Below are 22,992 nucleotides of genomic sequence, written 5' to 3' on the forward strand. Positions count from 1 at the left end.
CTAGTAGGAAGGGAACCGACGCTGATGACGGTCACCCTGGAAAAGAGCGTTCAGGACTTCATCTCGACTCCCCGCCAGCTGTTCATCGGTGGTCAGTGGGTTGACGCCGCCTCCGGACGCACGTTCGCCACCCCCAACCCGGCCACCGGCGACACGCTCGCCACCGTCGCCGAAGCAGACAAGGAAGACGTCGACCGGGCCGTGCGCGCCGCCCGCGCCGCCTTCGAAGAGGGACCCTGGTCCCGCATGACCGCCTCCGACCGAGGCCGCGTCCTCTGGCGGATCGGCGACCTCATCGAGCAGTACGGCGACGAGCTCGCCCAGCTCGAGTCGCTCGACAACGGCAAGCCCTACTCGGTCGCCCGCGCCGCCGACATCCCGCTCGCGGCCGAGCTGTTCCGCTACATGGCCGGGTGGGCCACCAAGATCGAGGGCAACACAATCAGCCTCTCCGTGCCCTACATGCCGGGGTCGGAGTTCCACGCGTACACCCTCAGAGAGCCGATCGGCGTGGTCGCGCAGATCATCCCGTGGAACTTCCCGCTGCTGATGGCCGCTTGGAAGCTCGGCCCGGCGCTGACCACCGGCAACACGGTGATCCTCAAGCCCGCCGAGCAGACGCCGCTGTCGGCGCTGCGGCTGGCCGAGATCATGGCCGAGGCGGGCCTGCCCGACGGCGTGGTCAACGTGCTGCCCGGCTACGGCGAGACCGCCGGGGCCGCGCTGGCCGCCCACGACGGGGTCGACAAGGTCGCCTTCACCGGCTCGACCGAGGTCGGCAAGCTGATCGTGCACGCCGCCGCGGGCAACCTCAAGAAGGTCAGCCTCGAACTCGGCGGCAAGAGCCCCAACGTCGTCTTCGACGACGTCGACCCGGCTCTCGCCATCCCCGGCGCGGCCAACGCGATCTTCTTCAACCACGGCCAGTGCTGCGTCGCCGGGTCGCGCCTGTTCGTCCACGAGAGCCGTTTCGACGAGGTCGTCGACGGCGTGGCCGCCATCGCCCGCAACATCAAGCTCGGCTCCGGCCTCGACCCCGACACCCAGATGGGCCCGCTCGTCTCCGACGAGCAGTTCCGCCGGGTGACCGGCTTCCTCGAGTCAGGCCGCGCCGAGGGCGCCCGGACCGTCGCGGGCGGTGAGCGCCACGGCGACAGGGGCTACTTCGTGCAGCCCACCGTGATCACCGACACCACGCCCGACATGTCCGTCGTCCGCGAGGAGATCTTCGGCCCGGTCGTGGTCGCCTCGCCGTTCTCCTCACTCGACGAGATCGCCACCCAGGCCAACGACACGTCATATGGTCTCGGCGCCGGCATCTGGACCCGCGACGTGAACAAGGCCCACGCGCTGGCCAAGCGCCTGCGCGCCGGCACGGTCTGGATCAACTGCTACAACGTGTTCGACGCCGGGCTCCCGTTCGGCGGCTACAAGCAGAGCGGCTGGGGCCGCGAGATGGGCCACGAGGTCCTGGAGGCCTACACCGAGGTCAAGGCGGTGTGCACCCAGCTCCACCCGTGAGTTCCGCCGAACCGGCCGCAGTGTGTCACCGCACTGCGGCCGGTTCGCGTGTGAACACATGATCAAATGTGTAAACGGATCGTGTTGAGGCTATCTACTCTCCGTAATCATCGCAGGTCATATGTGCTGCGGAGAGGTGTTGAATGGTCATGTCCGTATGGCTCGCGGCGGTGCTCGTCGCGTTGGCCACACTTGCCGGGTCGTGGCTGGCCCGGCGGAGTTCGATGCGAGTGAGCGTCGGTCTCGCGATCGCGTCGGCGTTGATGCTCGTCACGGCCTTGGGAGAGATCGTCCCTGACGCCGTCGACGACGGGATCGAGCAGAACGTGCCCCTGTGGGTGATCGGTCTGTCGATCGTCTTCGGTTTCGCGGTGATCACCTATTTCACGAGGGAGGGCTGCGCCCACGACCACCCGAAGGAGTCGGCCCGGCACGCCGCCGGGGTACACCGCCGGGTGAAGGCCGTCGCGACGGCGGCGCTGTTCGGCGGCACCGGGACGGCGATCGCCCTGGCCATCCACCGGGCGATCGAGGGCGCGACCCTCACCCTGACCGGTGCTTCCGTGGTCGTGCTGCTGGCGTTGCTGGTGCATTCGGTCAGTGAGGGCCTCGCGCTGACCGCGATGCTCGACCTGGCCGGGAAGAAGATCGGCGTCTGGATGTTGCTCGCCTGCCTCAGTCCGGCGGCCGGGATCGTCGTCGCGGAGGTGAGCCCGGTTCCGCCGGAGGCCACGCCGATCCTGCTGGGCACGGTCGCCGGGGTGCTGCTGCGCACCGCCGTGGTCGGGTTCCGCCTGGCGGGCGGAGAGTCCGGCCGGATGCCCCGGCGGGCGGCGCTGGCCGCCGGGGCCGTCGCCGCGACGCTGGCCGCCACCCTGGCCGTCGCCCAGTGGTTGCCCGCCCCCGCAGGTGAGGCAACCTCGCAGGTGGCGGCCATGATCCGGCGGCCGGTCGCGATCCCGATGCCGATCCCCGAGCCTGCTCCCGACTTCACCCCGAAGGACCGCTCCCAGCTGCGCTGGGCGCTGACCACCGGACGGCTCAGCCTGGCCGAGATCCTCGCCCGCACCGACCGGCTGACCAAGCACACCTCGATCTGGTGGTTGCTGCGAGGCCGGTTGAACGGGCGGGATCTGAGCGCGCACGGCATCAGGGAGTCGTCCACGGTCGGCGATCTGACCGGGACGCAACGGAGCTATCTCGTCGACGCCGTAGCGAGAAGGGGATGACCGACATGGTGCTGACGCCGGAGGACGTGCGAACCAAGGTGTTCACGACCGGGCGCCTACGGGAGGGATATGACCTGGCCGAGGTCGATGTGTTCCTCAACGAGGTGGAGAACAGCCTGCGCCGGCTGCATGAGGAGAACGAGCGGCTGTCCGCGATGGTGACGATCGATCCCGCCAAGGTGATGGCGGCGGCGGAGAGCCGGGAGCGGCGGGCCGAGGAGCTGCTTCGCGCTGCGGCCGAGCTGCTGGGAGAGGTGGGGTCGGGCCTGGAGCATCAGGCCTCCCGGGTGAACGAGCTGATCAGGGAGGTGGCGACTTTTACAGGGTGATGACGCTCTTCCCCTTCGCTCGGCCGGCCATCACGTGGTCGATGGCCTGTTTCGCCTCGGTCAGCGGGTAGGTCCGGTCGAGCACGGGGACCAGCGTGCCGTCGGCGAGACGGTCGCGCAGGTCTTCGAAGTCCTTCGTGGTCGGCAGCACGATCAGGAGCTTGAGCTGGTGCTTGACGAACGGGTTGAGCGCCGCCGCGCGGAGCCCCCGGCCGACGCCGAGCAGCTTGCCCTTCGACATGCCGCCCAGGATGATCAGCTTCCCGTTCGGGGTGAGCCGACGGCGCAGCACGCTGACGTCCCGGTTGCCGAAGATGTCGTAGACCACGTCGTAGCGGCCGGTGCCGAGGTCGTCCTTGGTGTAGTCGATGACGTGGGCAGCGCCTAATTGGCGTACGAGATCGGCTTTTCCGCCACTGCAGACGGCGGTGACCTCGCCCTCGTGGAGCTGGACCAGGAACGTTCCCACCCCGCCGGCGGCGCCGATGACCAGCGCCTTCTTGGCGGGGCCCGCCGCCCTGACGCCCCGCAGCGCGGTGGCCGCCGAGGTGGGCACGGCCGCGGCCTGCTCCCAGCCCAGGTTGGCCGGCTTGTGGACCAGCAGCTTCTCCTTGGCGACGACGAACTCGGCGAAGCTGCCTTCGGCGGTCCCGAAGACCTCGTCACCGACCTCGAACCGGGTGACCTTCGCGCCGACCTTCTCGACCACACCGGCGACGTCGCCACCGGCGATGGTCTGGTTCGGCCGGGTGAGCCCCAGGCCGAGCCGTGCGGCGTAGGGGATGCCGACCATCCGGTAGTAATCGCCGGGGTGGACTCCGGCGGCCTTGACCCGGATCAGCACCTGCTCGTCCTTGACGGCGGGGACGGGCAGTTCGACCAGCTCAAGGCGGCCGTAGGTTCTGTGCACCATGGCTTTCACGGGTACTGGAACACCTCTTCCAAGGAGACGTCGAAAACACGGGCGATCTGGAACGCCATCTCCAGCGACGGCGAGTAGCGACCCTGCTCGATGGCGATGACGGTCTGCCGGGTGACGCCGAGCCGGTCGGCGAGGTCGGCCTGGGTCATCTCGCCGTTGGCGAACCGCAGGGCGCGGATGGTGTTGGTGACCTTCGTGGGTTTCACCACTGCTGGAACCCGCCGCGCCGGTAGGCGACGACCTTGGCCAGCGAGCCGATGATCATGCTCAGGGCGAACCCGAGGTAGATCGCGTTCGCGATCCAGAAGTAGGGCGCTTCGACGAGCGCGAGCACGAACGCGCCGAGCGCGCCGATGACGGTGAACGCCTGGCCGATCCGGTCGCCGAGCTGGTCGATCTCCCGATCGCGGACGTCGGTCCTGGTGCTGTGGTCGCCGATCATCCCGGCGACGATGCCGACCACGATCGACGCCCCGATGGAGATCCCGAGGGACCACAGCAGGACGGGGACGTAGTCGACTTCGGTGAGCGGCCCGCCGCCTCGGCGGCCGAGTATCACCACGACGTAGCCGCCGTAGATGACGACGGTGACGAGCAGGTAGACCCATGCCCGTTTTTCCAGCATTGTCATAACTCGAAGGTAAAGCAACTTAGACATCGTGTCTAGTTTTCTTTACATGGGTCGGATCTCGGTGATGATCTTCATCAGGTCCTCCCGGAACGCCCCCAGGTCCCGGACCGTGATGATCGACTCCGCCGCGCCGGAGGCCGTGAGGTTCTCGTACACCTCCGAACCTGACGCGGTTCTGGTGACCACGACGCGGCGGCGGTCGGCCGGGTCGCGTTCGCGGGTGACGTGTCCGGCGCGTTCGAGGCGTTCGAGCACCGGGCCGATGGTCTGCTCCTCGACGTACGTGCGGGCGGCGAGTTCGCGCTGGGCCAGCGGCCCGTCGGCCAGGGTGTGCAGCACCAGGAACCCGGCGTGGGTGAGCCCGTGACCGGCCAGGACGTGGTTCCACTCGCGTTCGACCAGTCGCGCGGCGACCAGCAGCAGGCGTCCGGTGGGCCAGGCGGGAAGGTCGTCCATGCCATCGATTCTCCGATGCAACCGCAGCGGTCGCTCCCGCGAAGGGGATGCTAAGGTCCCTTAGCTTTCGAAGAGGAGTGCAGGATGAAGCGGGCGTGGCTGACGTTGGCGATCTGGCTGGTGTTACTGGCCGGAGCCGGGATGTTGAGCGGGAAGCTCTCCGAGGTCAGGGACAACGACCCCTCGGCCTACCTGCCGGCGAGCGCCGAGTCGACCCAGGTGGAGCAGGCCAGACGGGCCTTCGCCCAGGGGGGCCGGATCCCGGCGATCATCGTCTTCGAGAACAGGCCGCTTGAGCAGGTCAAGGCGGTCTTCCCGCAGGCCGAGGCCGCCGGAAACGTCGTGCGTGCCGTCGTGCCCCTCGACGGCGGCGACCTGGAGTCGCTGACGGCCGAGGTCGACCGGCTCAGGGAGCTCGCCGGGCCCGGGGCTTATGTGACCGGTCCGGCCGGGCAGAGCGCCGACGCCATCGAGGTGTTCGGCTCGATCGACCTGACGCTGCTCATCGCGACGTCGATCGTGGTGATCATCGTCCTGCTGCTCACCTACCGGGGGCCGCTGCTCTGGCTGATCCCGTTCTTCTCGGCGGGAGCCGCCCTGGTCAGCGCCCAGGCGGGTGCTTACCTTCTCGCCAAATATGCCGATTTCACGGTCAGCGGCCAGAGCGGCGGCATCCTGCTCGTGCTGGTCTTCGGCATCGCCACCGACTACGCGCTGCTGCTCGTGGCCCGCTACCGCGAGGAGCTGACCCGCCACGAGAACCGGGTCGCGGCCATGACCGTGGCCTGGAAGCGGGCCGCCCCCGCGATCGTGGCCAGCGCCGCGACCGTCGTCGCGGCGCTGCTCTGCCTGCTCGCCGCCGACCAGAGCGCCACCCGCGGCCTCGGCCCGGTCTGCGCCGCCGGTGTGGTCTGCGCCCTGATCGCGATGCTGACGCTGCTCCCCGCCCTGCTGGTGCTGGTCCCGCGCGGTGTCTTCTGGCCCCAGATCCCCCGGTACGGCGTCGCCCTGACCTCCGGCGGAGTCTGGAACCGCATCGGCTCGGCGGTCGACCGCCGCCCGCGCCGGACCTGGATCGTCACGACGCTGGTGCTGGCCGGGATGGCCGTCACGCTGAGCTTCATCACCATCGGCCCGCTCGCCGACGCCGACACCTACCGGGGCCGCCCCGACTCCGTCATCGGCGCGGAACTGCTGGCCAAGAACTTCCCCGCCACCCAGGACGGCTCCCTGGTGGTCATCGCTCCCGCAGGTCAGGCCGCGCAGGTCAAGGCCGCTGTGGACGCAGATCCCGGAGTGCTGTCAGTCGCCGAACCCGTCGTCGCGGGCCCGAGCGCCCTCATCAACGGCTCGGTCAAGGATCCGGCCACCGTCGAGCGTCTGCGTCAGATCCCCGGCGCGCAGGTCGGCGGCACAGTCGCCGAGGCCCTCGACGCCGAACTCGCCTCCGAGCACGACGCCCGGCTGATCATCCCGCTCATCCTGGGCGTGATCGTGGTCATCCTCGGCATCCTGCTGCGGGCCGTGATCGCGCCGCTGCTGGTCATCGCCACGGTCGTGCTCTCGTTCGCGGCCACGCTGGGGGTCTCGGGACTGATCTTCTCGCACGTCTTCGGATTCGCCGCGACGGAAACAGGCGTGCCCCTTCTGGCGTTCGTCTTTCTTGTGGCCGTAGGTGTGGACTACAACATCTTCCTGATCACCCGCGTCCGCGAGGAGACAACTGAACACGGCACCAGGAAGGCCGCCCTGATCGCCCTGTCGGCCACCGGCGGGGTCATCACCTCGGCCGGCGTGGTGCTCGCCGCGACCTTCGCCGTGCTCGGCGTGCTGCCGCTGGTGGTGCTCGCCGAGATCGGATTCATCGTCGCCTTCGGCGTCCTGCTCGACACGTTCGTGGTCAGGTCGGTGCTTCTGACGGCACTCACGATCGACGCCGGAGATCGAATCTGGTGGCCTTCGGGGCTTGGGTCAAAGATCGTCAAGAATCGCAATCTCTGACCCTCGAATTCCTCTCATCCACCCAGGTAAAGAATCCGGCCGCGGCGAGCGCGCCGACGACGTACCAGAAAAGATCAGGGGAATTGAAGGTGGTGCCGAAAACCACTGCGGACACGGGGATTCGGGCCGCGAGGTCAGCCGGCAGGGGCGTGAGCTGGGCGAACTCAACTGCCCAGCAGAAGATCACCGACGCCCCTGCGGCGAGAAAAGGTCGCGTCCTGGGGAACCATGCAAGGGCAAAAGCGGTTATAAAGGATGAGTACAACGAAGTGCCGCAGTATTTGGCGAAAGGTCCCTCGAAGACCGCACGAACGGCTAGACCGGTAGCGACGATCACGAGGGACACGGCCACCGCCGTGAATCGCCTGGCTTTGATCGACAAGAGAGTTGAACCTTTACGACCTGAAGGTCATCCGTTAGCACGATTGAAGCGATAAGTCCATGGGCCCGTTTGTCAGCCCGGAGAAGCATCCCGAACCCGCAAAAAGACCAGGAATCTGTCGGTCCAGGTTGAGATGATGGTGGGGTGCACGTCCGAGTCGGTCCGACCTACAGCTAAAGGATCGTGATGAGGATGAAGATGATCCAAATCCGGCCGAAGCCGCCGAAGGCGCCCAAGCCGAGCCTCGACCTCCGCACTCCGTCAGGTCGGCTCCTGCCCTACTGATCAGCAACCACCCTCGAACGCACCACCTGGGAAGAGGTTCCCATCATGTGCCAGCATCACCCGAACTGCCCGTCCGCGTACGCTTCCGACCGCGCATCCGCCCACGTCGTGGCGGCCCACCCTGAGCAGGGCTGGAGCCTCCTGTGCAACGGCGTCGTGCTGTTCGACGACACCGGGCTGTTGATGCCCGACTGCAGCACCTGCATCCCGCATCGCGCGCCGGCGATGGCCTAGCGAACCCGAGCGACCACTCCGAGCACTCCGTGTTTGGTGAAGTCGACCGGAACGTCCCACGGAACGTCGGGGCGCCAGGCCTCGCTGGGCACGATTCCGGGATCGATGATCTCCATACCCTCGAAGAAACTCGCGATCTGCGCACGGGAGCGCCCCGCGACGCCGCCGGAAGCGGTCTTCGCGTAGACCTCCCGCACCGAGTCGAGCGTGTCGTCCTGCAGTTCACCGGGAAAGCCGTGTGTCATCACCACGTAGCTCCCGGGCACGAGCTCCGACCGAATCGCCGCCATGATCGCCGCGGCCTCGTCGTCGTCACTGACGAAGTGCAGGATCGCCAGCAGCAGCACCGCCACCGGCTTGCTGAAGTCGATCAGCTCCGTCACCTCGGCGTCTGCCAGCAGCGCCGCCGGATCACGCACATCTCCGTTGACGACCCGGGTGTGCCCGTTGTCCTCGAGCAGGGCCCGGCCGTGCACCAGCACGATGGGGTCGTTGTCGACATAGACGACCCGCGCGCCGGGGTTCACCCGGTGCGCCACCTGGTGGGTGTTGTCCTGGGTGGGCAGCCCGCTGCCGATGTCCAGGAACTGACCGACGCCCTCGTTGGCGAGTAACGAGACCGTCCGCGTCAGGAAGGCCCGGTTCTCCCGGCACATCTCCCGGGCGTTGGGCACGTACTCCAGTAACTTGTCGGCCGCCGCGCGGTCGGACGCGAAGTTGTCCTTGCCGCCGAGCCAGTAATCGTAGATCCGCGCCACGCTCGCCACCGACGGGTCGATTCCGGCGGGAGCCCGCTCCTCGGACGTCACGTCCTTCTCCTTCGCGGCTGGAGCCTCAGTTTTTACGGATGTTATGGGACGAGGCCCCAGTGCGAGGATCATGACTCGACATTTCCGGATTTGTGGCTTAGATCACATATCCCGTTCCACCCGCATGGCCGACTCCTCGGCCGAATAGCGTCCGTCGTCGTCTCCGGCCTCATCGCCGACGAGTTCGTTCTCGTCGTCTTCGCCCAGGCCCTCATCGGGGTCGACCAAGCGGCCGGCCGCCACGCGTTCGTCGCGGGCGTGGTGCAAATGGGCCTCGGGCCGCTCGGCGGACAGTCGCCGGTCGAGGGAGTCCTCGTCCGGATCGTCGAGACCGATCGGGTGGTCGGCGTTTTCGACTTCGTCCTCCGCGTCGAGGTCGACGTCCTGAATGCCCTGGTCATCGGGTTCTTTCATGGCTTTCGCCCCCTTCAGTCAGGGGTTGCCCGGGGAGATTGCCGCGAAACGACATGTTTGGCACGGGTCGGCCGGGCAGTAGGGGTGGTGCCACAACCGCAAACCCCACAAAGGAGAGCGAAGGCACATGCAGCCGAACGAGAACCTCTGGACCTACCGTCAGGGCGTACAGGATCCCACCACGACCCTGGACGTGACCGGCTTCACGGTCGAGGCGACAGACGGAAAGATCGGCTCCGTGGACGAGTCGAACTACGAGGTCGGCGAAAGCTACCTCGTGGTCGACACGGGCCCGTGGATCTTCGGTAAGAAGGTCGTGCTTCCGGCCGGGACGGTCACTCAGATCGACCCGCAGGAGCAGAAGGTGTTCGTCGCACGTACGAAGGAAGAGATCAAGAACGCTCCCGAGTACGACGAGATGACCTTCAAGGACCCGATGTACCGCGATCAGCTGGGCGGGTACTACAACCGCTTCTGATCGGGTAGTCCACAACCAACTGCGGGCCGTCCCCCTTCCGGGGGGCGGCCCGTTGTTTTACAGTCGACGTATGAATAATCGTTCAAATGTCGAAGTGGCTCTGGCGCCCGACGCGTGCGTCGACGCCGAGCGGGTGGCCCATGTCCGCTCGGTCATGCCCGACGACGACTTGGTCGGCGACCTCGCCGAGGTGTTCGGGCTGCTGGCCGACCCCGGGAGGCTCCGCCTGCTGGCCGCCCTGTTGGAGGGCGGTGAGATGTGCGTGTGCGACCTCGCGGCGTCGACCGGCCAGAGCATGTCGGCGGCCTCCCACGCCTTGCGCCTGCTGCGCGGCCACCGGGTGGTGAAGGTGCGCCGGGCGGGGCGGATGGCCTACTACCAGCTCGCCGACTCGCATGTACGCCTGCTGTTCGACCTGGCCATCACCCACATGCGCCACGATGGGAAGGGACCGATCAGTGAGTGACCACGGTCATGGCCATGGCCATGCGGTTTCCCAGGACGCCGATCGGCGGTATCTGAGTGCGGCGCTGGCGCTCATCATCGCCTTCATGGCCGTCGAGGTGGTCATCGGCTTCATCGCACAGTCGCTGGCGCTGATCACCGACGCCGGTCACATGCTGACCGACGCGTTCGCCATCTTCTTCGCCCTCGTCGCCATGCGGATCGCGGCCCGGCCGCCGCAGGGCGGGTTCACCTATGGCCTGAAGCGCGCCGAGATCGTCTCGGCGCAGCTCAACGGCATCACGCTGCTCCTGCTGGCGGCGTTCTTCGTCTACGAAGGTGTCCGGAGGCTGATCACGCCGCCCGAGGTCGAAGGGCTGTTCGTCGTCTTCACCGGGCTCGCGGGCATCGTGATCAACCTGATCGCGACCTGGCTGCTGCGGCGGGCCGACCGGTCGCGTCTCAACGTCGAGGGCGCCTACCAGCACATCCTCAACGACCTGTTCGCGTTCATCGCGACCACGATCGCCGGTCTGGTCGTCTATTTCACCGGGTGGGCCCGCGCCGACGCCGTGGCCGCGCTGGTCGTCGCGCTGCTCATGGTCAAGGCCGGTTGGGGGCTCGTCCGCGACGCCGGCCGGGTGTTCATGGAGGCCGCCCCCGTGGGCCTCAACCCGGCCGAGACCGGACGCAGGCTGGCCGACATCACCGACGTGGTCGAGGTGCACGACCTGCACATCTGGGAGGTCACCTCCGGATACGCCGCCCTCTCGGCGCACATCCTGGTGAACCCCGGCGCCGACTGCCACGCGGCCCGGTTGGCGGCCGAACGGCTGGTCCGCGACGCCTACGGGATCGAGCACACCACCCTCCAGGTCGACCACGCCCACCCCGACCTGCTGACCATCGGCGACGAACACTGCGCCGACCCCCACGGGCCCGTCCACCGGAGAGACGAATGAGCCTCACCGCGTTACTGATCTACGGCGTCGGGCTGACCCTGGCGTTCGGCTACCGGAGCTGGGCCCAGTGGCGGGCGACGGGCAGCACCGGCTTCGTCGGCATCCGAGAGCCGGTGCTGGGTCTGGGGTGGTGGGGCGGGGTCCTCTTCATCCTCTCGATGGTGCTCACCGTGGCGGCGCCGCTGCTCGAACTGACCGGGATCACCCCGGCGACGCTGGAGCCCATGGCCGTGGGGCTCGTGTTCGCCGCCGCCGGGTTGATCCTCACCCTGGCCGCGCAGAGCGCCATGGGTGCGTCATGGCGCATCGGCGTCGACGCGGCGGAACGCACCGACCTGGTGACCACCGGGATCTTCGGGAGGGTGCGCAACCCGATCTTCTCCGCGATGGTCGTGGCCCTGGCCGGACTGCCTTTCCTGGTCCCGACCTGGGCGTCGGTCGCCGCACTGGTGTCCCTGGTCGCGGCGGTCGAGATCCAGGTCCGCGCGGTCGAGGAGCCCTACCTGGCCCGCGTCCACGGAACGGCTTTCACCGCCTACATGGCCAGGACCGGCCGATTCATCCCGAAATGGCAAGCCTGAGAGGTCTTCGCTCGGGTCCTCTTCAAAAGCTCAAAAGCCGTTTCCTCCGTTACGGCTCCGCCTGGCCGGCACCGCCCACCGCCGCTGGTCCGCGCCGTATCCGGCGCCAACCACCCGCTCCCCGCCTCGCCGTCACGAGCAGGTGAACGGAGAACGCGAGAGCGCCCTCTATTCCGCGGGTGCGGCGGGGGACTCCGGAGCTTCGGGGCTCTTGGGGGCCTTTGCGCTGACGCAGACGACCTTGGCGCCCTCGATGGCATGCGGGGCACCCTCACCGGGCGACGCCTGGCCGGCTTCGCCCCCGATGGAGAACGAGGGGCCCTCGTCGGGAGAGGTCGGCTTGGCCATCGTGGTGCCCGCTTCGCCCTGGGGCATCGGCAGCGCCGGCACGGCCTTGACCTCACCGAGTTCGATCGGCCCGCTGGGCTCGCCGGGGACCGCCGCGACGATGGTCACCGTCTCGGCCAGTTTTCCTGGTTCGCCGGGCGGAAGCGGCGCTGCCGCCGCCACGGCGAGGCCCTCGCCCCCGACGAGGACCGGCCCCCCGGCGGGGTGGGGCGCCGCGGGTACACCGGGTTCGCCCGGCAGGGCCGGGATCGCCTTGGTGACCTTCACGGCGGCCACTTCCTTGCCGTCGACGGTGATGACGCCGTCCTTGATCTGGACGTTCTCGCCGTCCACCGCGGTGCAGCTGATGGTGTCCGCGACCGAGGTGAGGGTCGGGACGACGTCGTCGGTGGCGTTGGCGGCTCCCGTCGCGCCAAAGGTCACGGCCAGGGCCAGGAGGCCCGCTGCGGCCAGGCGTCGATGTTTCATGGGGAACATCTCCTTCGTTCGGATGATCGCCACCCTGGCCCGGCGTACCTGAAGCCAGCCTGAAGGCCGTCTGTTCTTGAGGCAGATTCACAGCGCGAGCCACGGCCGGTCTCCGGCCGTCCGCGTCTCGCTTCAGGTTCGCTTTAGGTGCCCTTTGCGAAGGTGGGACCATGCGCGTGCTGCTGGTGGAGGACGAACGCCGTCTGGCCGACCTGGTGAAATCGGGTCTGGCCGACGAGGGGTTCGCGGTCGACGTCGCGCACGACGGCGCGGAAGGGCTGTGGCTGGCGGGGGAGCACGACTACGACGCGATCGTGCTCGACGTGATGCTCCCCCGGCTCAGCGGCTATGCCGTCTGCCGACGCCTGCGTGACGACGGCAACTGGACGCCGATCATGATCCTGACCGCCAAGGACGGCGAATACGACGAGGCCGAGGCGCTCGACACCGGCGCCGACGACTTCCTCTCGAAGCCGTTCTCCTACGTGGTCCTGCTGGCCCGGCTCCGGGCGCTGGTCCGACGCGGCGGTTCGGCCCGGCCGGTCGCACTGACCGTGGGGGACCTGGTGGTCGACCCGGCCGGTCTGCGCTGCCGTCGGGGTGACACGCAGATCGCCCTCACGCCCAAGGAGTTCGCCGTGCTGCACACGCTGGCCAGACGTCCGGGGGAGGTCGTCTCCAAGGCCGACCTGCTGGCCCAGGCGTGGGATTTCGCGTACGACGGCGATCCGAGCATCATCGAGGTCTATATCAGCGCGCTGCGCCGCAAGATCGACGCGCCCTTCGGGAAGACGTCGCTGGTCACGGTCCGGGGCGCCGGTTACCGGCTGGAATCATGAGCCGCTGGTCGGTGCGGCTGCGCGCCACCGTGACCGTCACGCTCATCGTCGCGGTCGCGTTGGGCGTCGCGTCCGCGGTGCTGATCGGGGTGCTGCGCACCAGTCTCGTCAGCGGGACCGCCGACGAGGCGGGCCGGAAGGCCGAGCAGATCACGACGCTGATGGCCGCGCCGGCGCAGCCCGCCGCGCCGATGCCGACCGATGGCCCGGCCAAGCGCACCGAGGCCGGTGCCACCCCGCTCGCCCCCATCGTGATCACCGACCCCGACGTGCTGGTCACCCAGGCCGACCCGGAGATGCCGACATGGACCGTGGCCACCGGCCACGGCGGGGGCATCGCCCCGGACGCGGTCTTCGGGCAGGCCGGCCCGGCGATCCCCATCGGAACGGTCACCGGCGAAAGCTACGTCACCGCCACCCGGGCGCTCAATGCGGGCACCACGATCTCGGTCCGCGCCTCGCTGGCGCCGACCCAGGTGGCGCTCCAGACACTGATCTGGCTGCTGGTCATCGGCATCCCGCTGCTGCTGGCCATGGTGGCGGGGCTGACCTGGTTCTCCGTCGGCCGGGCCCTCGCGCCGGTGTCGGCGATCCGCGCCAAGCTGGCCGACATCACCGCCCGCGACCTGCACCAGCGGGTGCCCGAACCACACGCCCACGACGAGATCGCCGCCCTGGCGACGACCGTCAACGGCACCCTCGACCGCCTGGAAACCGCCGTCGACCTGCACAAACGGTTCGTCGCCGACGCCGCCCACGAGCTGCGCAGCCCGATCGCGACCCTGCGCACCCGCCTGGAACTGGGTCAACGCGACGCCCCGGCGCTGGCCAAGGAGTCGCTGACCGACGTCACCCGGCTCCAGTCGCTCGCCGCCGACCTGCTGGTGCTGGCCCGGCTCGACGCCGGGGAGCCGCTGCGCCTCCAGGAGGTCGATTTGGGGCAACTCGCGACGGAGGAGGCGGTGCGCCTTCACGTACCGATGAATCTGGATATCTCACCCGGCGTCGTGGTGCGGGGCTCCCCCGCCCAGCTCACCCGAGTCATCACGAACCTGCTGGTCAACGCCGCGCGGCACTGCGAAAAGGCTGTTTCTGTACGTGTCGCCGAAGGCCCCCTCCTCGAAGTGCTCGACGACGGGCCGGGCATCCCGGTGGAGCACCGGGAAAGGGTGTTCCACCGGTTCACCCGGCTCGACGAGGCCCGCGACCGCGACGCCGGCGGGGCCGGGCTCGGGCTGGCCATCGCGCGCGAGATCGTGATCGCCCACGGCGGCACGCTGACGATCGAGGACAGCCCGCGCGGCGCGCTGTTCCGGCTGACCCTCCCCTAGAGCTCCAGCCACTGCTGCATGCGGGTGATGAGCTCCTCGGCGTCGACGGGCTTGGTGACGTAGTCGCTGGCGCCCGCCGACAGGGTCTTCTCACGGTCGCCGTGCATGGCCTTGGCGGTGACGGCGATGATCGGCAGGTGCGCGAAGCGGGGCATCTTGCGGATGGCCGCCGTGGCGGCGTAGCCATCCATCTCGGGCATCATGATGTCCATCAGGACGAGATCGACATCTTCGTGGCGGCTCAGCACCTCGATGCCCTTGCGGCCGTTCTCCGCGTACAGGACCTGCATTCCGTGCAGTTCCAGGATGTTGGTCAGCGCGAAGACGTTGCGGACGTCGTCGTCCACCACGAGGACTTTCCGGCCGACCAGGCCGGTGTCGACGTTCTCCACAGCCTGTGGACGCTCGTCGGGGCTGGCCTCCACGAGCGGCAGCACCGCGCCCGGGTCCTGTGCGGTCAGGTGCAGCGTGATGCGTTCGCGCAGCTCGTCGAGGCTGGGCAGGCGCTCCAGCGGCTGGCTGTTCGACCGGCCCTGGAGCAGGTTCTCCTGCGGACGGGTGAGCGTGCGCGTGTGGTGGGCCAGGATCGGCAGCTCCCGCAGGGCGTGGTGCTCGTCGAGGCGGCGCAGGAACTCGGCGGCGGCGTCCTGCGGCATGCCCAGGTCGAGCACGATGCACTGGTAGCCGCCCTGCATCAACGCGGTCATCGCGGCGTCGGGGTCGTTGGCGGTGGACACCCAGACCGGGCCGTGCGACTCGCCCAGGTCGGCGACCACCGACTCGGCGAGCTGCGCCAGCAGCCCGTTCGGACGCGACTCGACCACCAGCAGGTGGCGGCCCTCGCGGGTCATCGGGATCTGGACGAACCGCCTCGGCGGGCCCAGCCGCGGCGGCGGCGGAGTCATCGGTGTGGCCTCGGTAAGCGGCAGATAGAGGCTGAACGTGGACCCTTCGCCGAGTCTGCTGACCGCCTTGATCTCGCCGTCGAGCAGGGCCGCGATCTCCCGGCTGATAGACAGGCCGAGGCCGGTGCCGCCGTAACGCCTGCTGGTGGTGCCGTCGGCCTGCTGGAAGGCGTCGAAGATCTGGGACAGGTTCCCGTCGGCGATCCCGATGCCGGTGTCGACGACGTGGAACACCATCGTGTCGTCGGTGGCCCGTTCGATCCGCAGCTCCACCGAGCCGCGTTCGGTGAACTTGACGGCGTTGGAGAGCAGGTTCCTGAGCACCTGGCGGAGGCGCTGCTCGTCCATGAGGAGCTGAGCCGGCACGTCCGGCGCCACGACGACGTCGAAGCGCAGGCCCTTCTCCGTGGTCAGCGGGCGGAAGGTCGCCTCGACGTAGTCGAGGAGCTGCCGCAGCGGCATGGCCTCCAGCGTGATGTTCATCTTGCCGGCCTCGATCTTGGACAGGTCGAGGATGTCGTTGATGAGCTGCAGCAGGTCGGTGCCGGCCGAGTGGATGACGTTGGCGTACTCGACCTGCTTGGCGGTGAGGTTGCGGGCCGGGTTCTGGGCGAGCAGCTGGGCCAGGATGAGCAGCGAGTTCAGCGGGGTCCGCAGCTCGTGGCTCATGTTGGCGAGGAACTCGCTCTTGTACTTGGACGCCAGCGCGAGCTGCTGGGCCCGGTCTTCCAGTTCCTGACGGGCCTGCTCGATCTCGCTGTTCTTCGTCTCGATGTCGCGGTTCTGCTGGGCCAGCAGCTCGGCCTTCTCCTCCAGTTCGGCGTTGGAGCGCTGGAGCTCCTCCTGCCGGACCTGGAGCTCGGTCGCGAGGCGCTGCGACTCGCCCAGCAGGGCGTCGGTCCGGGCGTTGGCGACGATCGTGTTGACGTTGACGCCGATCGTCTCGACGAGCTGGCTCAGGAAGAGGCGGTGGATCTGGGTGAACCTGTTCAGGCTGGCCAGCTCGATCACGCCGAGGACCTGGTCTTCGACGACGATGGGCAGCACGATCAGGTTGACCGGCCCGGCGGCGCCGAGGCTCGTGGAGATCGTCAGGAAGCCCGGGGCGATGTCCTCGACCAGGATCGGCTCCTTGGCCACCGCCGCCTGGCCCACGAGGGACTCGCCGAACTCGAACCGGCGGTCGTGGTCGCGGTGGCCGTAACTGCCGACCACCTGGAGGACGCCGGTCTCCTCCACCAGGAGGAAGGTGCCGTATTGGGCGTTGACCAGCGGGGCCAGTTCGTTCATGACCAGTTCTGCCACCACGGCCACGTCACGGTGGCCCTGGGTGAGGCCGGAGATGCCGGCCAGGTTGGTCTTGAGCCAGTCTTGCTGCTTGTTGGCCAGGGTCGTCTCGCGGAGCGACTTCACCATCGAGTTGATGTTGTCCTTCAACTCGGCGACCTCGCCCGAGGCGTCCACGGTGATCGATCGGGCCAGGTCTCCCGAGGTCACCGCGCTGGTCACCTCGGCGATGGCCCGCACCTGGCGGGTGAGGTTCCCGGCCAGCTCGTTGACGTTCTCGGTGAGGCGCTTCCACGTGCCGGAGACGCCCTCGACCTCGGCCTGGCCACCCAGCCGACCCTCCGAGCCGACCTCACGGGCGACGCGGGTGACCTCGGCGGCGAAGCTGGAGAGCTGGTCGACCATCGTGTTGATGGTGGTCTTCAACTCCAGGATCTCGCCTCGCGCGTCGACGTCGATCTTCCTGGTCAGGTCGCCCTGGGCCACCGCCGTGGTCACCTGGGCGATGTTCCGCACCTGGTTGGTGAGGTTGTTGGCCATCGAGTTGACGTTGTCGGTGAGGTCCTTCCAGGTGCCGGCCACGTTGGGCACCCGGGCCTGCCCGCCGAGCTGACCTTCCGTGCCCACCTCGCGGGCGACGCGGGTGACCTCGTCGGCGAAGGCGCTCAGCGTGTCGACCATCGTGTTCAGCGTCGAGGCCAGCGCGGCGACCTCGCCCTTCGCGTCAATGGTGATCTTCTGGCTGAGGTCGCCCCGGGCGACGGCGGTGGAGACCTGGGCGATGGAGCGGACCTGGCTGGTCAGGTTCGAGGCCATGACGTTGACGTTGTCGGTGAGGTCCTTCCAGGTGCCCGACACCCCGCGCACGGTGGCCTGACCGCCGAGGTTCCCTTCGGTGCCGACCTCGCGGGCGACGCGGGTGACCTCGTCGGCGAAGGCGCTGAGCTGGTCGACCATCGTGTTGATGGTCTCCTTGAGCTCCATGATCTCGCCGCGGGCGTCCACCCGGATCTTCTGGGTCAGGTCGCCCTTGGCGACCGCCGTGGTGACCTCGGCGATGGAGCGGACCTGCGCGGTGAGGTTGTCGGCCATGACGTTGACCGACTCGGTGAGGTCCTTCCAGGTGCCGGCCACGTTGGGGACACGGGCCTGCCCGCCGAGCTGGCCCTCGGTGCCGACCTCTCGGGCGACTCGGGTGACCTCGTCGGCGAAGCTGGAGAGCTGGTCGACCATCGTGTTCAGGGTGTTCTTGAGTTCGAGGATCTCGCCGCGCGCGGAGACGGTGATCTTCTGCGACAGGTCGCCCCGGGCGACGGCGGTGGCCACCTGGGAGATGTTGCGGACCTGGTCGGTGAGGTTGCCGGCCATGTAGTTGACCGAGTCGGTGAGGTCGCGCCAGGTTCCGGACACGCCCTTCACGTCGGCCTGACCGCCCAGCCGGCCGTCGGTGCCGACCTCTCGGGCGACTCGGGTCACCTCGTCGGCGAACGAACTGAGCTGGTCGACCATCGTGTTGATGGTGTTCTTGAGTTCGAGGATCTCGCCCCGGGCGTCCACAGTGATCTTCTGCGACAGGTCGCCCTTGGCGACCGCCGTGGTGACCTGGGCGATCGACCGCACCTGGTCGGTGAGGTTGCCCGCCATGAAGTTGACCGAGTCGGTGAGGTCACGCCAGGTTCCCGACACACCCTTCACATCGGCCTGGCCGCCTAGTCGCCCGTCGGTGCCGACTTCCCGGGCGACTCGGGTGACCTCGTCGGCGAACGAACTGAGCTGGTCGACCATCGTGTTCAGGGTGTTCTTGAGCTCGAGGATCTCGCCCCGGACGTCCACAGTGATCTTCCGGCTCAGGTCGCCCTTGGCCACCGCCGTGGCGACCTGGGCGATGTCACGCACCTGGTCGGTGAGGTTGCCGGCCATGGCGTTGACGGAGTCGGTGAGGTCTTTCCAGGTGCCCGACACCCCCGGTACGTCGGCCTGCCCGCCCAGCTGCCCTTCGGTGCCCACCTCGCGGGCGACTCGGGTCACCTCGCTGGTGAACAGGGAGAGCTGGTCGACCATGCCGTTGAAGACGGTCGCGATCTCCTTCAGCAGGCCGTCGTCGCCGTCGTCGGGGAGCCGGGTGCCGAAGTCGCCGTCGCGGACCGCCGTAAGGCCGGCGAGCAGCTGACGGAGATCGAGTTCCCGTTCACGCTTGATCGTGTCCACGCTCGCTCCATGTCCTGCCCATGAGGAATTCTTGCTTTTCCACCGTAGAACCTGAACCTAGCCGGGTCATCCTGCGTACCTCCGGCTGATGAGCGCGATTCGGCTATTCGCGGCCAGCCTGGTGCTGATGCTGGTCGCCGCCTGTTCCGGTGCGGATCTAGCAGATCCTGACGTGCGGTTTTCCCTGGAGATGATTCCCCAGCACCGGCAGACGGTGCAGCTGGCCGAAATGGCCCAGGGGAGGGCCTTCAACGACTGGATCAAATCGACCGCGTTCGCAATGAAGACGCAGGGACGTGCGGACGTACAGATGATGGAGAACTGGCTCTCCATGTGGGAGGTCGCCGCGCCCCCCGCAGGCGCCCGCCCCATCGGCCCGGGGAACGTGACCGACGCGGAGTTCGTCAAGTTGCGCGACCTCACCGGGGCGGCATTCGACCGAACCTGGTTCGCGCTGATGTCACGGCACCTGGAAGCCAGCATGGTGACGGCCCGGGTGGTCGTGGCGGTGGGAGACCACTCGCCTACGGCAGATCTTGCCCGCCGCCTGGTCCGCGATCAGGAGGAGATGGTCGCGGAGATCGGGCGGCAACTGGCCTAGGGTTGGGTGAGACGACATTCCGGGAGGCGAAGCCAATGGCGGGCGACCTCCTTCTCTCCCTCGACCTTGACCAGACGACCGTGCCCGAGGTCCGGCGCTCGGTCCATGACTGCGCGGGTGCGGCGGGGTTGTCGGGGCTGGGGCTGGACGACTACGTGCTGGCCGTCCACGAGGCGGTGACCAACGCGGTGCGCTACGCGAAGTCACCGCGCCTGCTGCGGTTGTGGCGCGAAGGGGCGCGGGTGCTGTGCGAGGTGTCGGACGGCGGGCCGGGCATCGCGACGGGGTCCTTGCGGACGCCTACGGGCGGGCGCGGGCTGTGGCTGATGCACCGGCTGACGACGATCGTGGTGAGCACGGCGCCTGACGGGACTACGGTGCGGCTGACGGCCGGAGTGCCGCAGGGCTGAGGCATTTTGTGCGGGTGGCTGATGGCTGGGGTGCCGCAGCGCTGAGGCCTTTCTACGGGTGGCTGACGGGTTTATGGCTCTTGGGCGATCTGGTGCGGCTGGCGGTGAAGCCTGCCCGCAAGGCCGAGCGCCCGAGCCGATCTGCTTGCCGTGGCTCGCATCGGCGGCCGGATGACGGCACGCAAGTGGACTGGGTCATAGGGTGCCACTGTCGGCTGCCTTGCAGGCCGGTGCCGCTGAGGATCTGCGAGGGCCCTGGGGACCCGCTGTGCGGCTGACGCGGGGGTTGGTGCGAGGCTAAGCTCGTTGCTCACCTCGGGTCTCGTCTCTTTCGCTGATAGCGGAGCCCTCCTCGGTACGGCTTTCGCGACGAAAATCCTCGGGGGGATAAAGTGTTGTATTCGGCGCGCGGCCCGGGGGCGGAACCGGGCGTTTGTCACACCCGGGAAATGGGGTCATCACTATGAAGAAGCTGCTTCTTCTTGCCATCGTTGCCGTTGTTGGCTTGCTGTTCTGGCGTAAGGTCCAGGCCGATCGGGCCGAGCTCGACCTCTGGACCGAGGCGACCGGCAGCGAGAACTGATCTTCGTGATCAAGCTGGCCTGCCTTGACCTGGCGGGCACCACGATCGGCGACATCGCCCTGGTCGAACGGGCGTTCGCCGAGTCGATCGCGACGCAGGGGATCGTCCCCGGGACCAGTGCCTATGCACGCGCGATGGTGCATGTGCACCGGTCCCGGGGGTGCCCCAAGATCGACGTCTTCCGGGGGATCTTCCCCGACAACGAGGCGCAGGCTCAGGCCGCCAACCTGACCTTCGAGCGATCCTACGAGGGGTCGATCGAGCGTGCCGGTGTCAATCCGCTCCCGGGGACCGTCGAGGCGCTGGAGAAACTGCGCGGGGCGGGGATCAAGATCGCTCTGGTGACCGGTTTCTCCCGGGGGACCATGGGGCGGGTCCTCGGGGCGCTGGGGTGGTACGACAAGGTGGACCTCGCCCTTTCGCCGGAAGACTGCGGGCGGGGCCGGCCTTATCCCGACATGATCCTGACCGCGCTGATGAAGCTCGGGATCGAGGATGTCCGGGAGGTCGCCGTGGCAGGGGACACCGAGAGCGACATGGTGTCGGCTCGGCGGGCCGGGGCCGCTGTGGTCGCCGGCGTGCTGACCGGGGTGCACAGCCGTGACCGGCTCGCCGGCGGTGGGGCCACACACATCCTGGAGTCGATCGCTGATTTTCCCGCTGTTGTCATGGGGAGCGACGTGGCCGCCGTCCGGTGAGTGGCGAGCAGGTTGAGATCCTTGCTACCGTGTAGCGACGTCTGCTTGGAGCGGGCGTCATCGGGGCCTTAGCTCAGCTGGCAGAGCGCCTGCTTTGCAAGCAGGATGTCAGGAGTTCGAATCTCCTAGGCTCCACTCTTCACTTCAACGGCTCGTGGTTGACGCCCCTTCGGGGCGGCTGTCGCGAGCCGTTTTCGTTCGTCTACGGGGGGACGACCCCCCGAACCCCCCCCGCTGCGAAGGGGCTGTCGCCCCCTCGCGCTCCCCCTGGTGCGCTGTCGCGCCCCCGGCGTCGCTTTCGCTCCGGGTCGCTTTGCTCCTGGCGAAGGGCTCCGCCCCTCGCGCTCCCCGGTAAGGCCTCGCTTCGCTCGGATGGCTTTCGCTTCGCTCGCTTTCGCGTGGTCAATGGGCATGACGGAGCAGATGAGGGTCATCTCGGCTTCGAGGAGGGCTCGGCGAAGCTCCTTTCCGAGGATCGTGAAGCGGCTCGGCGTCCCAGCGACGCAGATTCAGGGTGACCGAGCCTTCGTTCCAGACCGGAGATCGGCGCTGCGGCGTTCAGCCCGAGTGAGTGGCCGTATCGGCGGAGAAAGGTGGGCTGTCCCCGTGGTCAGCCGGGATCTGTGACGACCCGGCACAGATTAAGATCAAGTTAGTTTTCGCGGTTCCGGCCGTGTGTTCCCGTTGTCGGGTTGTCGTTCCGTTGGTTGTCGGCGTTCCAGCTGGCCAGGAGGCGGATTGCGTCGGCTTCGGGGGTGCCGGGCCTCGGGGTGTGGACGGTGAGGATCTGGCTGGAGACGGCCTCGATGCGGAGGGTCTCGTAGGGCAGTGTGATCTCGCCGATGAGTGGGTGCCGGAAGGTCTTCGCGCCGGCTCGGTGGGTTCGAACGTCATTGGTCGCCCAGCGTGTCCGGAATTCTGTGCTGCGGGTCGCTAGTTGTCCGATCAGTTCGGTCAGGTCGGGGTCGTCGGGGTGGCGGCCGGCCTCGATGCGCAGCATCGCCACGGTGTCGGCTGCGATCCGGTCCCACTCGGGGAAAAGGTCTCGGGCCCTGGGCTCGTCGAGGAACAGGAAGCGGGCGCTGTTCGGCTGTCCGGTCCGGTCGTACAGCGGTGCGAGGAGTGCGCGCCCCAATGTGTTGACCGCGAGGATGTCGAACCGGCCGTTGAAGACCATTGCGGGTAGGTGGTCCATCGAGTCGAGCAACACCCGGATTCCGGGGGCGACCAGGTCCTTCGCCGCGCTGCGGTTCCGTTTGCGGCCTGTGGGGGCCAGGGCGGCGAGCAGCCGGTCGAGATGAGCGCGTTCGTCATCGTCCAGGCGCAGGACGTCGGCGACGGCGTCGACGACTCCGTTGGAGGGCCCGGATGCCTGGCCGCGTTCGAGCCGAATGTAGTACTCCGGGCTGACCCCGGCGAGCAACGCGACCTCCTCCCTGCGTAGGCCTTTCACCCGACGGCGGGTGCCCTGAGGAGGAAGGCCGGCGTCGGTTGGGGTGACGCGGGCGCGGCGGGTGGTGAGGAACTCGCGGACCGCCGCCCGCGCGGCCTCCTTCTCGTCCATGGGACCGAGGGTACGCCCGGCTCACGTCCCGGAAGGGGTCTCTGTGAGTACCCCTTTTCGCAGGATCTGCCG

25 protein-coding genes and 1 tRNA gene are annotated in these 22,992 nt (G+C 68.3%); 16 read left to right on the forward strand and 10 right to left on the reverse strand.

What is annotated here, in order from left to right:
• Nucleotides 1–24: 24 nt before the first annotated feature.
• The 3 genes from AW272_RS00290 (at nt 25) to AW272_RS45485 (ending at nt 3,079) form a co-directional block, all read left to right on the forward strand.
• Complete coding sequence (locus AW272_RS00290; RefSeq protein WP_066359880.1) at nt 25–1,521, forward strand: aldehyde dehydrogenase family protein; 1,497 nt, start codon at nt 25–27, stop codon at nt 1,519–1,521.
• 149 nt (nt 1,522–1,670) lie between these two features.
• Complete coding sequence (locus AW272_RS00295) at nt 1,671–2,750, forward strand: ZIP family metal transporter (protein WP_157518060.1); 1,080 nt, start codon at nt 1,671–1,673, stop codon at nt 2,748–2,750.
• Nucleotides 2,747–3,079, forward strand: coding sequence for a DivIVA domain-containing protein (locus AW272_RS45485; protein ID WP_066359883.1), 333 nt, complete (start codon nt 2,747–2,749; stop codon nt 3,077–3,079). The genes AW272_RS00295 and AW272_RS45485 overlap by 4 nt, the downstream gene beginning before the upstream one ends.
• Here the strand turns inward: AW272_RS45485 and AW272_RS00305 are convergent.
• The 4 genes from AW272_RS00305 to AW272_RS00320 are packed head-to-tail and all read right to left on the reverse strand — an operon-like array spanning nt 3,069 to nt 5,088.
• Entirely contained in the window at nt 3,069–3,992 is a 924-nt protein-coding gene (locus AW272_RS00305; protein WP_218010745.1) for an NAD(P)-dependent alcohol dehydrogenase, read from the reverse strand. The genes AW272_RS45485 and AW272_RS00305 overlap by 11 nt on opposite strands.
• A 5-nt stretch (nt 3,993–3,997) precedes the next feature.
• Nucleotides 3,998–4,210: a helix-turn-helix transcriptional regulator gene (locus tag AW272_RS00310; RefSeq protein WP_066359887.1), complete on the reverse strand. Its 213-nt coding sequence runs from the start codon at nt 4,208–4,210 to the stop codon at nt 3,998–4,000.
• On the reverse strand, nt 4,204–4,632 hold the full coding sequence (locus AW272_RS00315; protein ID WP_066359889.1) for a hypothetical protein: 429 nt from the start codon (nt 4,630–4,632) through the stop codon (nt 4,204–4,206). The genes AW272_RS00310 and AW272_RS00315 overlap by 7 nt, the downstream gene beginning before the upstream one ends.
• Nucleotides 4,633–4,674: 42 nt before the next feature.
• Nucleotides 4,675–5,088, reverse strand: coding sequence for a MarR family winged helix-turn-helix transcriptional regulator (locus tag AW272_RS00320; protein ID WP_066359893.1), 414 nt, complete (start codon nt 5,086–5,088; stop codon nt 4,675–4,677).
• 84 nt (nt 5,089–5,172) lie between these two features.
• On the opposite strand from AW272_RS00320, the gene AW272_RS00325 reads away from it, so the two are divergent.
• A complete protein-coding gene (locus AW272_RS00325) occupies nt 5,173–7,089 on the forward strand; it encodes an MMPL family transporter (RefSeq protein WP_066359895.1) in 1,917 nt (638 codons plus the stop codon).
• Here AW272_RS00325 and AW272_RS40170 read toward each other — a convergent pair.
• Nucleotides 7,070–7,471, reverse strand: coding sequence for a ribosomal maturation YjgA family protein (locus AW272_RS40170; protein WP_083957774.1), 402 nt, complete (start codon nt 7,469–7,471; stop codon nt 7,070–7,072). The genes AW272_RS00325 and AW272_RS40170 overlap by 20 nt on opposite strands.
• A gap of 330 nt (nt 7,472–7,801) precedes the next feature.
• Between AW272_RS40170 and AW272_RS00330 the strand changes: the two genes are divergently transcribed.
• Entirely contained in the window at nt 7,802–7,990 is a 189-nt protein-coding gene (locus tag AW272_RS00330) for a DUF5999 family protein (protein WP_066359897.1), read from the forward strand.
• Here AW272_RS00330 and AW272_RS00335 read toward each other — a convergent pair.
• Nucleotides 7,987–8,799, reverse strand: a complete 813-nt coding sequence (locus AW272_RS00335; protein WP_066359899.1) for an SAM-dependent methyltransferase — start codon at nt 8,797–8,799, stop codon at nt 7,987–7,989. The two genes, AW272_RS00330 and AW272_RS00335, sit on opposite strands and share 4 nt — an antisense overlap.
• 102 nt (nt 8,800–8,901) lie before the next feature.
• A complete protein-coding gene (locus AW272_RS00340; protein WP_066359901.1) occupies nt 8,902–9,213 on the reverse strand; it encodes a DUF5709 domain-containing protein in 312 nt (103 codons plus the stop codon).
• Between the two features lie 127 nt (nt 9,214–9,340).
• Between AW272_RS00340 and AW272_RS00345 the strand changes: the two genes are divergently transcribed.
• The 4 genes from AW272_RS00345 to AW272_RS00360 all read left to right on the forward strand — a co-directional run bounded on the left by AW272_RS00345 (nt 9,341) and on the right by AW272_RS00360 (nt 11,678).
• A complete protein-coding gene (locus tag AW272_RS00345) occupies nt 9,341–9,691 on the forward strand; it encodes a hypothetical protein (protein ID WP_066359903.1) in 351 nt (116 codons plus the stop codon).
• Nucleotides 9,692–9,761: 70 nt separating this feature from the next.
• Nucleotides 9,762–10,157 (forward strand): ArsR/SmtB family transcription factor, encoded by a 396-nt coding sequence (locus AW272_RS00350; RefSeq protein ID WP_066361155.1) that lies wholly within the window; start codon nt 9,762–9,764, stop codon nt 10,155–10,157.
• Nucleotides 10,150–11,097, forward strand: coding sequence for a cation diffusion facilitator family transporter (locus tag AW272_RS00355; protein WP_245657145.1), 948 nt, complete (start codon nt 10,150–10,152; stop codon nt 11,095–11,097). The genes AW272_RS00350 and AW272_RS00355 overlap by 8 nt, the downstream gene beginning before the upstream one ends.
• Complete coding sequence (locus AW272_RS00360; RefSeq protein WP_066359905.1) at nt 11,094–11,678, forward strand: methyltransferase family protein; 585 nt, start codon at nt 11,094–11,096, stop codon at nt 11,676–11,678. Before AW272_RS00355 ends, AW272_RS00360 begins: the two co-directional genes overlap by 4 nt.
• A 168-nt stretch (nt 11,679–11,846) precedes the next feature.
• Here the strand turns inward: AW272_RS00360 and AW272_RS00365 are convergent, their stop codons facing one another.
• Nucleotides 11,847–12,494 carry a hypothetical protein gene (locus AW272_RS00365; RefSeq protein ID WP_157518063.1) on the reverse strand — a complete coding sequence of 216 codons (648 nt, stop codon included), beginning with the start codon at nt 12,492–12,494 and terminating at the stop codon, nt 11,847–11,849.
• A gap of 170 nt (nt 12,495–12,664) precedes the next feature.
• On the opposite strand from AW272_RS00365, the gene AW272_RS00370 reads away from it, so the two are divergent.
• Nucleotides 12,665–13,333 carry a response regulator transcription factor gene (locus tag AW272_RS00370; RefSeq protein ID WP_066359909.1) on the forward strand — a complete coding sequence of 223 codons (669 nt, stop codon included), beginning with the start codon at nt 12,665–12,667 and terminating at the stop codon, nt 13,331–13,333.
• Nucleotides 13,330–14,664, forward strand: a complete 1,335-nt coding sequence (locus tag AW272_RS00375) for a sensor histidine kinase (protein ID WP_066359911.1) — start codon at nt 13,330–13,332, stop codon at nt 14,662–14,664. Before AW272_RS00370 ends, AW272_RS00375 begins: the two co-directional genes overlap by 4 nt.
• Here the strand turns inward: AW272_RS00375 and AW272_RS00380 are convergent.
• On the reverse strand, nt 14,661–19,064 hold the full coding sequence (locus AW272_RS00380; protein WP_083957775.1) for a HAMP domain-containing protein: 4,404 nt from the start codon (nt 19,062–19,064) through the stop codon (nt 14,661–14,663). The two genes, AW272_RS00375 and AW272_RS00380, sit on opposite strands and share 4 nt — an antisense overlap.
• 127 nt (nt 19,065–19,191) lie before the next feature.
• On the opposite strand from AW272_RS00380, the gene AW272_RS00385 reads away from it, so the two are divergent.
• The 5 genes from AW272_RS00385 (at nt 19,192) to AW272_RS00400 (ending at nt 21,491) form a co-directional block, all read left to right on the forward strand.
• Nucleotides 19,192–19,665, forward strand: coding sequence for a DUF305 domain-containing protein (locus AW272_RS00385; RefSeq protein WP_169807463.1), 474 nt, complete (start codon nt 19,192–19,194; stop codon nt 19,663–19,665).
• A 35-nt stretch (nt 19,666–19,700) separates the two neighbouring features.
• Nucleotides 19,701–20,075: an ATP-binding protein gene (locus tag AW272_RS00390; RefSeq protein WP_066361157.1), complete on the forward strand. Its 375-nt coding sequence runs from the start codon at nt 19,701–19,703 to the stop codon at nt 20,073–20,075.
• A 463-nt stretch (nt 20,076–20,538) separates the two neighbouring features.
• The gene (locus AW272_RS43950) at nt 20,539–20,658 is read left to right on the forward strand and encodes a DLW-39 family protein (protein ID WP_212735470.1); all 120 of its coding nucleotides are present in this window, start codon (nt 20,539–20,541) and stop codon (nt 20,656–20,658) included.
• A 5-nt stretch (nt 20,659–20,663) separates the two neighbouring features.
• Complete coding sequence (locus AW272_RS00395) at nt 20,664–21,356, forward strand: HAD-IA family hydrolase (protein ID WP_245657146.1); 693 nt, start codon at nt 20,664–20,666, stop codon at nt 21,354–21,356.
• A gap of 62 nt (nt 21,357–21,418) precedes the next feature.
• A tRNA-Ala gene (locus tag AW272_RS00400) sits at nt 21,419–21,491 on the forward strand.
• Nucleotides 21,492–22,008: 517 nt separating this feature from the next.
• On the opposite strand, the gene AW272_RS00405 is transcribed toward AW272_RS00400, so the two are convergent.
• Nucleotides 22,009–22,920: a helix-turn-helix transcriptional regulator gene (locus tag AW272_RS00405; protein WP_066359920.1), complete on the reverse strand. Its 912-nt coding sequence runs from the start codon at nt 22,918–22,920 to the stop codon at nt 22,009–22,011.
• Nucleotides 22,921–22,992 lie beyond the last annotated feature (72 nt).

The organism is Herbidospora mongoliensis (assembly GCF_001570545.1).
Lineage (GTDB): Bacteria > Actinomycetota > Actinomycetes > Streptosporangiales > Streptosporangiaceae > Herbidospora > Herbidospora mongoliensis.